The 15,715-nt window shown below is 52.4% G+C and carries 6 protein-coding genes; 1 reads left to right on the forward strand and 5 read right to left on the reverse strand.

The annotated features are described in order from the left end of the window. From treY to AB1500_09685, 4 genes are all read right to left on the reverse strand, one after another. A complete protein-coding gene (gene treY / locus AB1500_09670) occupies positions 1-2,985 on the reverse strand; it encodes a malto-oligosyltrehalose synthase (protein MEW6183424.1) in 2,985 nt (994 codons plus the stop codon). Between the two features lie 4 nt (positions 2,986-2,989). Beyond that, positions 2,990-5,416 carry a DUF3536 domain-containing protein gene (locus AB1500_09675; GenBank protein ID MEW6183425.1) on the reverse strand — a complete coding sequence of 809 codons (2,427 nt, stop codon included), beginning with the start codon at positions 5,414-5,416 and terminating at the stop codon, positions 2,990-2,992. Between the two features lie 5 nt (positions 5,417-5,421). After that, positions 5,422-7,332, reverse strand: a complete 1,911-nt coding sequence (gene treZ, locus AB1500_09680; protein ID MEW6183426.1) for a malto-oligosyltrehalose trehalohydrolase — start codon at positions 7,330-7,332, stop codon at positions 5,422-5,424. A gap of 206 nt (positions 7,333-7,538) precedes the next feature. Further along, positions 7,539-8,267 (reverse strand): hypothetical protein, encoded by a 729-nt coding sequence (locus tag AB1500_09685; GenBank protein MEW6183427.1) that lies wholly within the window; start codon positions 8,265-8,267, stop codon positions 7,539-7,541. Positions 8,268-8,711: 444 nt separating this feature from the next. On the opposite strand from AB1500_09685, the gene AB1500_09690 reads away from it, so the two are divergent. Beyond that, on the forward strand, positions 8,712-13,571 hold the full coding sequence (locus tag AB1500_09690; GenBank protein MEW6183428.1) for a diguanylate cyclase: 4,860 nt from the start codon (positions 8,712-8,714) through the stop codon (positions 13,569-13,571). Here AB1500_09690 and AB1500_09695 read toward each other — a convergent pair. Further along, positions 13,568-15,451 (reverse strand): prenyltransferase/squalene oxidase repeat-containing protein, encoded by a 1,884-nt coding sequence (locus tag AB1500_09695; protein ID MEW6183429.1) that lies wholly within the window; start codon positions 15,449-15,451, stop codon positions 13,568-13,570. The two genes, AB1500_09690 and AB1500_09695, sit on opposite strands and share 4 nt — an antisense overlap. Between the last annotated feature and the right edge of the window lie 264 nt (positions 15,452-15,715).

Below are 15,715 nucleotides of genomic sequence, written 5' to 3' on the forward strand. Positions count from 1 at the left end.
TCAAGCATCCAATCCTTCGAGAAGCGCAACCGGAAAACTGCAGAACAGGTCGGCGAGTAGAAGCACCTTGTCATCTGCCGGGTTCGCGCCGGTTATGCCTGGGGACACAACGCTGAGTTCCTCACCTGTAAGGACGTTCTGCCAGCGCAGAGGCGCTCCTTCCGGAAGAACAAGCGCGCTTTGCCCCCATACGGATTCATTAAGGGGAGGAGTCAGATCAGCCGGTGTTCCCTCGGCCTCCAATAAGCGGGCTGCTTTCTGCAGTCGGGCCAGTAACCTGGGGACCGCTGTCAAAGACCAACCGTCGCCGAGACGGCGGCAAAAGGCACAAACGTGTTCGTTTAAAGGTCCGGCTGCTTTCACGGGGATGTACTCGCCGGAGGAGAATAAATCCTGGTGATTTTTACGAAAATACAAGGCCTTGGAGGTAAGGTAAAGCTTGATCTTACCGTCCTTCCAGGTGGACAGGAGTCTTCCGGTGAAATCAGGGGGGGTTGCGGCTTCCTGCTCCTTCAGTTCCGCCAGAAACGCCGTACGTTTCTTGAAATCCACGGGACGCCGGTTGTCGGGGTCTACGAGGCTGAAGTCCCAAAGTTCCGTTCCCTGGTAAAAATCCGGTATTCCCGGTGAGGTAACCTTAAGCAGCACCTGGGACAACGAGTTCAAGGCGCCGTAATAGGCGGTAACGGTCTGCAGCCGCATAAAATCGGGCAGGAACCGGTTGTCGGCGGAGGGTTCGATGATTGCATCTAAAAATGAGGCAAGGGCCGTTTCGTACTCTACATCCGGGTTCAGCCAGTTTGTATATATCTTGGCCTCTCTGGACGACTTCACCAGATAGCTCTGAATTCGTTCCTTAAAGGCCTGGATTTCCTCTTCATCGATCGGCCATGCGCCGATCAGCGTCTGGTAAATCAATAGTTCTGTATTTCCGTCAGGCACCGTGATGCCGTTTACCACCGACTTCAAATTCCAGGAACGCCATCTGTCCAAGAAAACTTCCCAGATGCCGGGAACCTCCGACAGCACGTTGATCCTTGCCTGAACGTCCTCACTTCGTTTGGCGTCGTGAGTCGACGTTGTGTTCATGGAATGAGGCCACCGGTCATTCCTCGAACGGTTGAAGCGGTGGAATTCCGGGACGGAAAGCCCTACGGTTTCAGGGTCGCCTCCAACCGTATTCAGCGAGATTAAACGGTTGTATACGTAAAGCGCCGTGTCTTCAAAGCCCTTGGCCATGATCGGTCCGGTGAACTGCTGCCAGCGCATCACAAACTGCAGCCAGTCTTTTTTTTGCCGCGCCGGTAGGTCCGCCGGAAAATCCAGCAGCAGCACCCTTCGCAGGAATTCGCATGCCGGGGTGTGCGCGGGCTGACGCGCGAGGGCTTCCTGGATCGCACCGTTGATATACGCCTGGTCGCGCGGTGAAACATTGAAGTCGCGGATATAGGTCCGGTAAACGGGAAGGCATGCCGTGACTTTGACAAGCGCCTCCTCGATATCGGAAAGGGTAAGGTCGCGTCCGTAGCGGTCGGCTTCCGCAAGTCTGCCCAGTTGTCGCGACAGCGTATATACGTCCCCGGCAAACAGTTGGAACATTACCCGGCGCTTCTGAACGTAGACTACGTCGGGAAATTCCGTTTCATAACTGCTCAAACGGGCGTATATTTCATCGAGTTTATCCGCCCCGCGCCGGTCGATAAAAACACCGTTTACCGCATTTTGAAAGATATAACCGGTGGTGCCGTCAACCGGCCAGTCCGAAGGAAGGTCCTCGTCGGCGCCTAAAATCTTCTCGACCAGCACAAAGAAACCGGGGTGCGGGTCGTTCCCGCAAAGGCGGTTCTGAAGCCGGTCAAGGTAACCGACGGGGTCGTGCAGGCCGTCGATATGGTCTATACGCAGCCCCGTAACCTGTCCTGACCGGGCCGTTTCAATAACCTTCGCATGGGTGGCCTCAAAAACATCTTCTTCCTCAATCCTTATAGATGCCAAACCGCTCACGTCGAAAAAACGGCGGTAGTTAATCTCGCGGTTTGCTACCTTCCAGAAGGCAAGGCGGTAATTCTGTCCGGCCAATATTTGGTCCAGGTTGTCGAAGCTGCGCGGATCCCCCTTCATCCCGTTAAGAATCTTCAGGTTTTCGTCAATAAAGCTCTTAATAACGCCGGAAGTGTTGTATAAACGCCAGAGCCTTCTAGTGCTTTCGCGGAACGCTTCATCAAGGCCGCTTTCCGTGGCGCGCTCCGGGAATCGTTTGAAATCATCGCGCAATTGAACCAATTGCACGAAAGCGGGCTCATCCTCCTGCAGGGTTGTCTCGCGTTCATCCAAACGGTGTCCCAGGATGCGGGCGTGTGCTTTCGGATTGAGCGGCAGGGATTCCTGGTGATACGCCACCCAGAAGCCGTCTTGAAACAGGATCAGGGAAAGCTCCTGATTTTCCAGGACTGCATGGTAAGGCGCGCCGAGGATGGGAAGCAGCACCTTTCCTGCAAGGCCGGGCCTCGGCGGATACCAGTTGATATCGAAGTAGGTCGCGTACGGTGAATCCAGTCCGTACCGGAGCACATCGCACCACCATGGGTTCTGACTATCGGCAGCCATATGGTTCGGTACGATATCAAGCAACAGTCCCATGGCCTTTTGCCGGAGCGTTACGGCCAGTGCGGCAAAGCCTTCTTCGCCTCCTAATTCCCGGTTGAAACGGGTGGGATCGGTCACGTCATAGCCGTGACCGCTTCCTCGACGGGCCTGAAAGAGAGGGGAAGTGTAAATGTCGGTAATGCCTAAAGATTCGAGGTACGGCACCAGCGTACGGGCGTCCGAGAAGCCGAACCGCTGGTTGAACTGGAGGCGGTAAGTGGCAATGGGTATACGGCAGCACATTGTCTCAGAGGACGGTTGTTGCAGAACCGCGCCCTGCAATTGTGGTTTCTTGAGAAGGTATGGGTTTTCGCTGTCCGTTACGGTACTATGTCCCACTTTCTCAGGCCGTTCCTTTCATCCGAAGCTTTTCTCCTAAAGAAGTAAAACGGCTGAGCCAGTGCCGGGCACCCTTCTCTCCATGCTCGGAGTTCTGCTGCATGTCCGGATAGAGCGTATGCAGCAGACCGTGAAAGCTGTTTTGGAGCTTCCAGAGGTTTACCTCAAAAGGAAGTGTGCGTACCATTTCAATCACGGCATCCAGTCGCCCGATTATTTCGGTATCGTAAGGATTCTCGCTCAGCTTTCCCGCGAGTCGTCCCAGGCTGTCTTCAAGGGCAAAAGCAATACGCGCTTCATCGAGTTTAATCTCCCACAACTTGGCCTCGTTCAGCAGGGAATATATCTTTTCCAAGTCGGGCATTTCGTCTTTAAACGCCCGGCGCAGTCCCGAAGAAACCACGAACGCGGCTGCCGTATGAAAAGCCTTGGGCTGCGGGATGTTAAGTTCCTTCAAAACGTGCATTAGTTCAACCTGTCTGTCGAAAATCCTCCGGTAATCCGCTTCGGCTTCTTCGAGCGTGGAGTCAAGAATCTTATTGATTATCGCACGTTGCTCGTCACGGAAAAGCTGTCCCAGCGAGTAGGTCATGCCTTTGAAGTGCTGGTCCAAAAGCCGGAGCACTTCCGGGATTTCGGAACGGTTAAAGGCGGCATTTACGTCTACGAGCATCCGCCGGTAGTCTTCTTCCCCCCGATACATCCGGACACCGCCTTTGATGTTGTGTGCCCCGGAGTAAAGCACCCCATAGCTCAGGGACGTTGATTCCCGCGTAATAACGGAACTAATCTCCACCTGTCCGATGGTCGCTTTCGTTCCGTCCTGCGAAAGGTCGTGACGGTCCTTTTGTTCGACGTTATAGCAGTATATCTGCGATTTCGCGCCGTAATCCTTAAAGAGGGAACTGATTGCGTAGTGGGCGCCCACCTTAGGCAGGTCCAGCATCGCCGGCTTGACAAACTTCTGATAAATATTTTCGCCGTCCCGGTATTCTTCAATGTTGCTTTTAGCCTTGGATAGCAGCTCAAGAAATTCCGGCTCGTATGACTTATCGAACAATTCCTGCGCCAGTTGAATCGCGCGGCCGGCGTATTGGATGACCTGAACCGTTTCGATCCCCGACAGCTCATCAAAAAACCAGCCGCAGCTCGTGAACATCAGCATCGCATGTCGCTGCATCTCGAGCAGTTTAAGGACATTGACCTCTTCCGCAGGGTTGAGGGGGTGCACGGCGTGTTTTCCCAGAAACCGGTCCACGTTTTCGGTGGAACGGTCAAGGATAACCGAAATGTAATCGTTCCGCGCCACCCAGGGATCGCGGATGTACCGGCGGGCAAGTTCCTCGTACTTTGGGCGCAGCGCATTTCTGAGCCAGTTCATGGCGTTTCGCAGGGGTGTACGCCAAGCCTGGTTCCAGCCCGGATGTCCCCCGGCATTGCAGCCGCAGTCATTGCGCCAGCGCTCAATGCCGTGAAGGCAGCTCCAGGAGGAGTTTTCGATTATTTCAACCTCGTGGGTGGGCGGATGTAGTTCAAGGAACTCCGCATAATTGGTGAGGACAGCGGACTTGTTGGCTCGAATAAAATTAAGCGCGTACGCCAGCGCCATGTCACCATGAAAATGATGATGGCCGTAAGTCTCACCGTCGGTGGCTATGTGCATAAGCTGGGGCCTGGTCCGTGTATCGCTGAAGCCGCCGAGCAAGCGGTTCGCGAAGCGTTCGCCGTTGGCCAGAAGCTTCTCGAAGGCCACCGCGCGGGAGACGGGACCATCGTAAAAAAATATATTTATCTTTCTTCCGGACGGGAGATTAAGCAGGTAGCACATCGAAGGGTCGATCCCCTTGTCGCCCGCCTGTTCCCAGGCGGACGAGCCGATTGCACGGTACTTCCGGGCCTGGTGCTGGGCGAGGATTACAAATGAAATACCTTGTTCAGCAGCGATGTCCAGCGTTTCCAGGTCGACCGCCGTTTCCGGCAGCCATATGGCTTCCGGCTTCCGGCCGAAGCGGTGCTCAAAATCCCGAATCCCCCAGAACACCTGAGTATATTTATCCTCTTTGCAGGCCAGAGGCATGATCATATGGTTATAGGTCTGGGCGAGCGCCGAACCATGCCCGGAAAAGTTCTGACGGCTTTCCCGGTCCGATTCGATTATCGCCCGGTAGACCTCCGGTTTGTTCTGCTCCATCCAGTCTAGAACAGTCGGACCGAAATTAAAGCTCATGTTGGCGTAGTTGTTAAGGATTTTAACGATCCAATCGCCGTCAAGGATGCGCGCCGCCGTATTCGGGGCGTAACACTCCGCGGTGATTCGTTCGTCCCAGTCGTGGTAAGGGTATGCGGAATCCTGGAGTTCGATGTCTTCCAGCCACGGGTTTTCCCGCGGCGGCTGGTAAAAATGGCCGTGGATGCACAGATAGCGGTCCACTGTAATTAGTCCTCCTTCACTCGCTCAAACACAGCGAACATCTTTGGGCCGAGAGTTATTCCGGCGTCTTCGGATGATTCGATTAATGATGGGACAGTCTCGCCTTCACCGAGCCAACGCTCTTCCGAAGAGTCGAGAAGTTTGCGCCATTTTCCAGGTACGGTAGGAAGCGTAACGGTTTCAGCCGCGCTGCTGAATGAGAATACAGCAAAAGCCGCACTGTCTGCGTAATGGCGCTGAATAGCTAAAACCTTTTTGTTTTCCAGGATAAACACATCTATATTTCCCATGTCGGGGGCAGAAAGGGCCGGCAGTTGCCGGTAGAACGCGATCAGCAGCCGGTATAGTTCAAGGAGAACCTTATGCCGTCCGTGCAATCTTAATTCAAAGTTCAGGCAGGAATTGCGGAAGGTCGATTCGTCCTGTGGGTCGGGCACCTCGCCTGCCCAGTTGAATGAGGCGAATTCTTCCCGCCGTCCCTTTCGGACCGCCTTAATGAGCGCCGGGTCGGAATGGCTTGTAAAGTATTGAAAGGGTGCGGTTTCGCCGTATTCCTCACCCATAAATACTAAGGGGAGAAAGGGGGAGAGAAACACCATCCCGGCGGCAAGCTTGAGGTCTGAAAAGGAAACCAGAGCGCTTAACCTTTCGCCGCGGGAGCGGTTCCCGACCTGGTCATGGTTTTGAGCAAAAACCACCAACTGGTCCGGGGTAAACATGCGGGGCGGGTTTCCGTGCTTCCGGCGGCGGTACATGGAATAACGTCCGGAATACACATACCCGTCACGCAGGGCGGTGCCAAGAAGGCGGAGCGGCCCGAAGTCCTGGTAGTACCCTGTTCTCTCGCCCGTGAGCAGGGCGTGAAGGGCGTGGTGGAAGTCGTCGCTCCACATGGCGTCAAGCCCGTAGCCTCCCACCACGCGGGGCTGGATCATCCGGGCGTTGTTCAGGTCGCTCTCAGCGATAACATATACCCGCCGGGCAAGCCTTTCCGCCAGGCGGTGCACCGCTTCGGCCAACTCTTCAATGAAGGTGGTCGCCGATGTGTCGATAATGGCATGAACGGCATCAAGTCTGAGGCCGTCTATTCGAAACTCGCTGACCCAGTACAGCGCGTTTTCGATAAAGAACCGCCGGACATTATCGCTGTCCGGCCCGTCGAAGTTGAGTGCGAGACCCCAGGGGGTCCGGTAGCGGTCGGTGAAATAAGGTCCGAAATCCGAAAGATAACTGCCTTCCGGTCCCAGGTGGTTGTATACCACGTCGAGGATGACGGCAAGCCCGTTGTTGTGGCAGGCATCCACCAGACGTTTCAGACCCTCGGGCCCGCCGTATGAGTTTTGCACCGCGTAAGGGAAGACACCGTCGTACCCCCAGTTGCGTTCTCCCGGAAACTGGGCGACCGGCATCAATTCCACGGCGGTGATTCCTAAATCCTTCAGGTAGCCCAGACGGGAAACGATGTCCTCGAAAGTGCCATGAGGCGTATAAGTTCCCACGTGAAGTTCATAAATCACGAGCTCCTTGCGGGACGGGGTGACCCAGCGGTCATGCGACCAGGTAAAGGCGGCGGGATCCACCACCCTAGACGGGCCGTGGACACCGCGAGGCTGCGACCTTGAGGCGGGATCCGCCCGTTTCTTCTCCCCGTCCAAAATGTAAAAGTAAAGACTGTCCGGTTCCACCTCTGTCGCCAGACCGTAATGATAACCCGCGCTTGTTCGCTTGAGCGTTATCAAACGTTCCTGAGGCGTGGTAATCCTGACAGAAACCCGTTCCGCGAAAGGAGCCCAAACGCGGAAACGGCAGCGCTTGTTTCCGATATAAACGGCGCCGAGGAGACCGCTGTCGGGTTCTGGTTCAATTTGGCGGGACGTGGTTGCGAGACCGCCTTCAGGTTTCGTTTCAAAAGGCATTTAAATCCCTCGGCAATCGAATTTATTCGCAAAGAGAAAACTGCATCCGGGATTATTTTTCGGCGCGCGGCTTTCGGTTATGCGGGATGATAAGAGGTTCCGTTGGTGAAAACACTGAGGACTGATGTTTACAATAAAATAAAGCCTTCCGACTTATTCCGCCGGAAGGCTTATCGAAGTTCAACGACTAATCAGACAACTGGGACCTACTGCCCCGGCACATCAGGCATCTTGGGCATCGTGTTCATCATATCGTTCATGTCGGTCACTTTTACTCCCGCGGGAAGATCGAAGGTTCCGGAAGGTAACGACCCGATTTCAAGATTCTTATACTCCATCGTCATCTTCGTGCCGTCTGACAAGGTGGTTTCCACGCGGACCGGGATGCCGCAGTCTTCCCGCACCCACATCTTAACCTGTTCCTTGGTCGTCTGGTTTTCTACCAGATACACCCTGCACCTGGCCCCGTCGTAAACCTCAGTTTTAGTATATTTAACGACGTTCGGATCGACGGTATCGGTATACTCCGTCGGAGTCTTGACCTCCTGGGACTGTTCCGGTGAGGTAAACTTCATCGCCGTGTTTTGGTCTGGATAGTATGTATACATAGTGTTTGTATCGCCGTTGATGATCGTGACCACTTTTTGTCCGCTAACGGTGCTCTCGGATTTCATACTCTTTCCCTCGATCCAAATCTTCCCGGACATCGTTTCTTGCGGCATAGTGTAGATGTAGTCGTAGGACATGCCCTTAATCTGTTTTCCCTTTGAAAATAGGTCTGCGGCGGATATTTCTTCATTAGAGCTGCTTGAGCCTCCCGCCGTGCCTGCTGTCGGTTTTTCGGTTTCGCTCTTACTACCGCCGCCGCAACCTGCAAGGCTTAAGAGAGCAAGGACCAAAACCGCCGCCAGCCAAAAAGCTAAAAACCTTTTCATATCAAACCTCCCCTTAAGGTATTTAATTAATTTTAAAACAAAAACAGGAAACAGGCAAGGCTGTCCGATTCCCGACCGGCAATGCTTTAAAAGTAGTGTTTCAGCCGGCGGCTTTGCGGATTTGGCGGCGCAGTAAACAGTATTATGACGAAAAAAGCAAACAAAGAGTTGATGTGTGTGTTTATATATAACAACATATCAGAAAACGGATAAACAAACGATACCGAGACTTGACTATTTTGTCGTAATTTATTACCTTATGTCCATTGGGCGTACTATGCAATGATTATTACTCCTGATCAAAAGCATAGGAGCCTTTATAAAGCGCTAACCGGTTGTTTAATAAATTTTATTTAACAAAAGTCCGATAACAAGTTTATAAAGCAAGTCAGTGCCGGGTCGCCGAGTGGGAGGCCGGTGCTGGCCTGAAAGCGGAGAATAGCGATGTCTGACGCGGCACGGATAAAACCGGGAACAATCATCGACGGCAGGTACAAGTTGGTCGGCCTACTTGGAGAAGGCGGAATGAGTGTTGTTTTTGCCGCCGAGGATCTTATAGACAACCGGCGGGTTGCGGTGAAACTTCTGAAACGCGAGGTAACATCCAGGCATGTTGAAGACATAATCAGGTTCAAGAAAGAAATAGAGCTGGCGTGTGGGTTTGAGCATCAGAACATTGTAAGGTCATACGCTGCCGGTGAATACGAGGACCGGCCGTATATCGTTATGGAACTGCTTGAGGGGGATACACTGTCGAAATACCTCGGCAACAATGTGAACCTTAAGTTGGCGGATGTTGTCGATATTATAAGGCAAATAGCGGACGCGCTGAGTTACGTGCATTCAAAGGGAGTAATCCACAGGGACATTAAACCCGGAAACATAATAGTGCTTCAGACAACCGGCCGGTATTCAGCAAAGATTCTTGATTTTGGGGTTTCACTGGCGATCGAACTAGGTGAAATAAAGCGGGAGCGGGAGGTTGTCGGAACATTCGGGTATATGTCTCCCGAGGCGACAGGGATGATGAACCGGAGGGTAGACGAAAGAAGCGACCTGTATTCCCTGGGGGTGATATTTTACCGGTTGCTGACCGGCGTGCTGCCGTTTACGGCTACAGAAATACGCAAGATGTTGCACCAGCAGGTGGCGGTGGTTCCGGTGCCGCCGGGGAAGAAGAACCCTGAAATACCCGGGGTACTCGAAGAAATAATAATGAAACTGCTGGCCAAGGAACCGGAGTTAAGGTACCAGGATGCTCGAGGATTGTTGTATGATTTGGAGCGCTGGCTTAAAGGAGAAAGCGACTACATTATCGGTGAAAAAGACCATAAGGTTAAACTAACGTACCAGACAAGACTGATAGGAAGGGAACAAGAAATTGAAAAGCTTATGGAACTCAACCGTAAGGCCGCGGAATCAAAAGGGTGTATGTGTTTCATTAAGGGTGAGGAGGGAGTAGGCAAGAGCAGGTTGGTCGAAGAGATGAGGGTTCACGTTTATGAACAGGGAGGGCTTTTCCTGTGCGGCCGGTGTTTGGATCAGGGCGGGAAGGTTCCCTACAGGCCGTTCCGCGACTCTATCAACGATTACATCATAAGGCTGGAGAACACCACAGAGAATGAGCGCTCGAAAGAAATAGGCAGGATACAGGAAGTACTGGGAGACCTCGGAGAAATCATTGTCAAAATGAACCCGCGGTTCGGAAAACTTCTCAGGGAAACCCCGGCCTTGGTACCACTCGACCCTGAGCGTGAAAACAAGCGGTTTCTGATGGTTGCAGCAAAGTTTTTCTGCAATCTGGCGGGAAGAGAAGGTCCATGCGTGCTGTTCTTAGACGATCTGCACTGGGCGGATGAAGGCAGCTTGAACCTGCTGGAAGAGATCGCCGGAAGAATCGGGGGCTCCAATTTACTGGTATTGGGAACCTATCGAGGTAACGAATACAACGGACAGAACAGCTTGAATCGAATCAGACGGGAGGCGGCGAACAAGGGTTTTGCCTTTGAGGAAATAAAACTTCACCGGTTGGACATAGATGATTTGAATAGAATGGTTGCGTTGATACTCGGATCATCCGAGGAGAAGACAGAAGGACTCGCGCGCTACCTTTATGAAAGGACAGGCGGCAATAGTTTTCATACAATTGAGATGCTCAGGGGGTTGGTGGAAGAAAAGGCGATTACGTGGGCGGAAGGGCAGTGGCATGAGGACTGGTACAAGATAAAACGAATGCCGGTGCCGAAGAATGTAGTTGACATAATACTGCGAAGAATGGTCGATCTGCCGCATGGGCTTAAGGCCCTACTTTGTACAGGCGCCGTAATGGGCAGAGAGTTCGAGACAATGTTGTTGTACGAAGTCCTTGACGCAAAACAAGAAGAGATAGTGCGATTATTGGATGAAGCCCTGGTGATGCAGTTCCTGCAGGAGAGCAAAGAAAAAGGCCGGCTGCTGTTCTCGCATGATAAGATAAGGGACGCCGTTTACGGGAAACTTGCCCCTGAGGAGAAGAAGGACCTGCACCTGAGGGTGGCCGGGGCGATTGAGCGTTTGAACCGGGACAACCTGGAGCCGGTTTTTTATGATCTTGCCCACCATTATACGGAAGGTGAAGACGATGAAAAAGCGCTGGAGTATCTCTTGCCCGCGGCGGAGAAAGCCAAAGACAGATATGCTAACGATGAAGCAGTCAAGTACTACACCGCGGCCCTAAAAAACCTGGAGCGAAAGGGGCAGAGAAAGAACCGGGAATGGATAAGGGCGCAGGAAGGCCTGACGGCGGTTTTCGTTACCACAGGGCGTAACGACGAAGCTGTCGAAATCGCTCGTCAGATATTGTCATTGAAAGAAACGCCTCTCGAGAAGGCTAAAATATATCGCCTAATAGGTAACGCCTATTTTAAAAAAGGCGACTGGGAAGGTTGCGAGGAGAATATCGCCAAAGGGCTGGCCTTACTGGGGGAAAGGATACCGCGCAAAAAGATTCACGTGTTACTCTCCTTGGCGGCCGAGCTGATTGTTCATGTAACTAACTCGTTATTGTCCAGGCGTTTTCTGCGGAAAGACAGATCTCCCTGGCCTAAAGACTTGGAAATAATCCGGTCGTACCGGGTTTTGAACTGGATGTACATTCTAAGCGATATCCATAAGTTTACGCATTCGGTCCTGCGTATGCTGAATATAGCGGAGAAGAGGATCGGTAAGTCTAAAGAGCTGGGTATGTGTATCGGCGGCTATGCCAGCATGTGCATGGCGATCCCCATGTTCGACCGGGCCATAAACCATCATAACGAAGCGATAGCCATGATGAGGGACCTCCAGGACGAATTGGGGTTGGCGCAAAGCCTCCAGCAGTTAGGGTACTGTTATTCGTGGAAAGGCGAGTATGAAAGAAGCATCACCGTATTCCGGCAGGCGAAAGAAAAACACGAAAGGCTGGGGGATATGTGGGAGTTGGGTATGTCACTGATGGGTCTAGGGATAGCCCATCGTTATAAAGGCGACCTGGCTCTCGCCAACGAGTATTTCGCCGAATATGCGGAGATAAGCCGCCGAACAAACAACGATTACGGACTCTGTTCCTGCGGCGGGGAACTGGCGATATTGCACGCCGAAAAGGGTGAGCTGCACAGCGCGGAAGAATGGGGCGGCAGAAGCCTGCGGTTGAGTTTGCATAGGAAGATATGGTTTATTCACTGCAGCACAAACATATACCTTGGGTTTATCCAAATAAGAAGAGGAAAGTGGGCCGAGGCCGTACGATATTTGGAGCGGGCGAAGATACTAAACGATAGATACGCCTTCTTAAAAGACTATACGTCATGTCTTTACCCGTATTTGGCCCAGGCGTACATCGGGAGTTACATTCAGGGTGTAAGCGACGAAACCCTGGGATCCAGGGAAAGGAAAGTTGAAATAAGGCGGATAAAACATGCATGCGCCTGCGCCCGCAAGAAGACAAGGCCGTGGGTGAACCATTACGGCGACGCGCTGATGGTTACGGCCCGGTATTGTACTCTGGTCGGTAGGAATCGCAAGGCGGAAGCATATTTTAAGAAGGCATTGGAACAGACCGAGAAGATCGGTCGCAGGCTCTTATTCGGGCGCTGTTGTCTCGAATACGGCAATTTTCTTGAAAGGCAGAATCGTGTTGCGGAGGCGCAGGACCACTGGTCCAGGGCCCGGAAGGTTTTTTCGGAGATCGGCGCCGGAGGGTTCTTGAGAGAGTGCGTGGGGATGCTTGAAAAAACAGTAGAGGAAGAGACGGGCGGGGAAAGGACGCCCCGGGAAAGGCTGAAGAGGGAGCGGGGAATAACCACGGTTATGAATACCAGCCGCTATTTGAGCTCGATACTTGACCTGGATGAATTATTAGAAAAAATAATGGACTGTACCTTCGAACACGTTGGCGCAGAAAGGGGCTTCTTATTACTCTACCCCGAGGAATTCGAAGAGGAGCGCGAACTGGAGGTAAAGGTAATAAGAAACATAAAGGAAGCGGCGTTGGAAAACGATAGGTCGGAGATAGACACGAACGTGGTTCAACTCGTTCTGGAAAAGAAGGAATCCATTATAACCGATATCGCATCGGGGCAGGGAATAGGTGATGAGCGGAGTGCAAATCGCGCAAAATCAGTACTGTGCGCTCCCATCATCGTAAGGGGTGAGGTGCTGGGGGTGGTATACCTCGACAACCGGTTGGTAAGCGGGTTGTTCAGCGAGGATGACCTGTGGGTGCTCGACTTGATATGCAACCAGGCCGGGGTATCGATAGAAAACGCGAGACTGTACAACAGGGCGATAGGCGATGGTTTGACGGGGCTGTACAACCGGGTGTTTTTGGAAGACTACCTTATGAGGAGCATTAACACCGCCAAGCGGTACGGCAGGAAACTCAGCCTGCTGATGATTGACGTCGACAACTTCAAGGCGTTTAACGACGGGTACGGTCACTACGCGGGAGACCTCGCCCTTAAGGCCGTGTCCAGGGCGATTAAAGACAGCCTGCGGGAAAGCTGCGTAGCGGGAAGGTACGGCGGCGACGAGGTTATGGTTGTGCTCCCGGAAACCGGTCTCGACATGGCAAGGATGGTGGCGAAAAGAATTAAAAGGGTTCTCGCGGAAAACCCTGTGAAATGCAGAAGCGGTGAAGAAACAGAAGAAATATACATAACCGTGAGCATCGGGGCGTCCGAATTTAAAAACGGGATGGACACAACGATGTTGATCGAAAGCGCGGACCGGGCGCTGTACAGGGCGAAAGAGAGGGGCCGGGACTGTGTGGTGTTATCCGACGATTAGCGTATTTTTTTAAGATAATGACTCAGCGCCAGAAGCGGCCATGTGTAACGGTAGCTGTTATAATTAATATAAAAGCCGCCCGGCAAGCCTGAACCCGTAGGGTATGACGACGCGACCGGTTGGTCTTCGACGGGCGCGAGAAGAGATTTTACGCCGCGTTTTACCGCCGGATGGTCCCAAAGCCCTGCGCTGACCAGTGCATCCACCGCCCACGCCGTCTGAGACGGTGTGCTGAAATCCAAAGGCACATACCTCTTGGCATGATCGCTCAAACACGACTCGCCCCAGCCGCCGTCACGGTTCTGTATTGATAATAGCCAGTCAACCGCTTTCTCGACGGCAGGGGATACTCCTGTTTTTGCCGCCATAAGTCCTGTGACTGCAGCCCAGGTGCCGTAAATGTATGATACGCCCCAGCGGCCGAAAAACGAGCCGTTATCCTCCTGGTTTTTTAACAGCCACTTTACCCCCCTTTTTACAGGGTCATCGTCGGCGGATATTCCGGCATGGTTACAGAGGAATTCAATTGTCCGCCCGGTAAGGTCTGCGGCGGAAGGATCGGTCCAGACCGACTTTGCACCCGGAATCGGCAGCAGGTCCGGCCACTTCTTATAGGTGTTCTTTTCAAAAGCAGGCCAGCCGCCGTCATTGTTCTGCATGCTCAGCAGCCACTGAAGACCTCTGTCCCAAGAGGTATTGTAAGGCTCGCCGTTGTTAGCGGCAAGTCCGTGAAGCGCACGTAAACTATAAGACGTGTCGTCTACGTCGGGATTGATTGTATTACAATACGAAAAACCCCACCCTCCCGGCTTTCCCTTCGTGTTATGAACGCTCCAATCGGCGTATTTGGTTTGCTGTTTGGACAGTAGGAATGACGCCGCGTTCAAGATTGTTCTGTCTGAATAAGGAAGGCCGGCTTCCTGCAGGACATAGGTGATTAGCGCTGTGTCCCAGACGGTCGAGGTGGTCTCCAACTGGTGATAGACCGAATTTATTCTGCAGACCATATTCTTAACGGCTTCAACGCCCTTTACGATAACCGGGTGGTATTTGTCATATCCCAGAGCGCGCAACGCAAAAATCATCAGCGCGGTGGTTGTGAAGTAGCTGTATAGGGTGCCGTTTTCCTCAATCCGATCAAGTATAAACTCCTCAAGTTTCTTCAGTGACAAATCGTGAATTGCGTTGCGGGATAAAGGAATTTTTCCTATTTTATTGGTTATGTAGTTATGAAGAAACCGGGGTATTTCCGGTACGGGCTCCTGTTTTTGAGAAGGAGGGAAGAGATCGGAGATGTCCGGGTCGCCGGGTACCCTTGAGACGAATTTTCTATCCGCGCAAACCAGAATAGGTGCGGTATGAACCCGATTGTAACCGACCAGGTCGAAAAAGTTCACCGGGAACCAGGTCGGCAGGAGTATTATTTCAACCGGTATGTTCGGCTGGTCACTCCACGGGAGTTTTCCGGTAAGGGTCAGCATGAGTTTGGTGAATGCCCCGGCTTTTCGAGGTCCGCCTTTGCAAAGGATGAATTCCTTTGCCCGCAGCATCTCCGGCGAGTCCTTTTTGACATATCCCGAAGCAAGAAGGGCAAAGTAGTTGTCGGTGGTCAGGGACAAATTACCTTCGGGTTCGTCGTGAAAAAGCTTCCAAACACCGGAGGGTTCCTGGCTGGCAAGGATCCTGTCCACACGCTCGTGAATAAACGCGCTCTCGTTTATATTTAAGGTAAGCATCAGAATGATGGCATAAGCATCGGTAATGGTACTTGCCTCAAAACAGTAATACCAGGCTCCATCCTGGTGTTGGGCGTTCACGAAAAGATCGGTGAGCGTGCGGATTTTTTCGATTATGGTATCGGGGTTGAGATGTTCCCCCATGAGGTTCTCCTCTTATCTTTTTGACTACAGGGTATGTTTGGGGGAACAGAATTGCTAAAGGATGTTTGGACCGGATTCCGACCACAGCCGACTTCCGTAAGATGACCCGGACGGCCTGAGATTCGTTCGTAGAAAGTCGATAAATAAGTAATAAAAGACGTTCTTACGGACGTATTCCACCCTTTAATATACAGGCTCAGTGCGTGTTTATAAAACAATTAGCCCAGCTCTTACTAAACAGTATGGTTTCTTACACAAAGACCG

This window comes from Bacillota bacterium, from assembly GCA_040755295.1.
In the GTDB taxonomy this organism is placed as follows: Bacteria; Bacillota; Desulfotomaculia; order Desulfotomaculales; family Ammonificaceae; genus SURF-55.

What these genes read in the sequence shown, in the direction of transcription:
- AB1500_09690 (MEW6183428.1), top strand. Translation starts at nt 8,712, where the DNA reads ATGTCTGACGCGGCACGGATAAAACCGGGAACAATCATCGACGGCAGG.
- AB1500_09695 (MEW6183429.1), bottom strand. Translation starts at nt 15,451, where the DNA reads ATGGGGGAACATCTCAACCCCGATACCATAATCGAAAAAATCCGCACG.
- treZ (MEW6183426.1), bottom strand. Translation starts at nt 7,332, where the DNA reads ATGCCTTTTGAAACGAAACCTGAAGGCGGTCTCGCAACCACGTCCCGC.
- AB1500_09685 (MEW6183427.1), bottom strand. Translation starts at nt 8,267, where the DNA reads ATGAAAAGGTTTTTAGCTTTTTGGCTGGCGGCGGTTTTGGTCCTTGCT.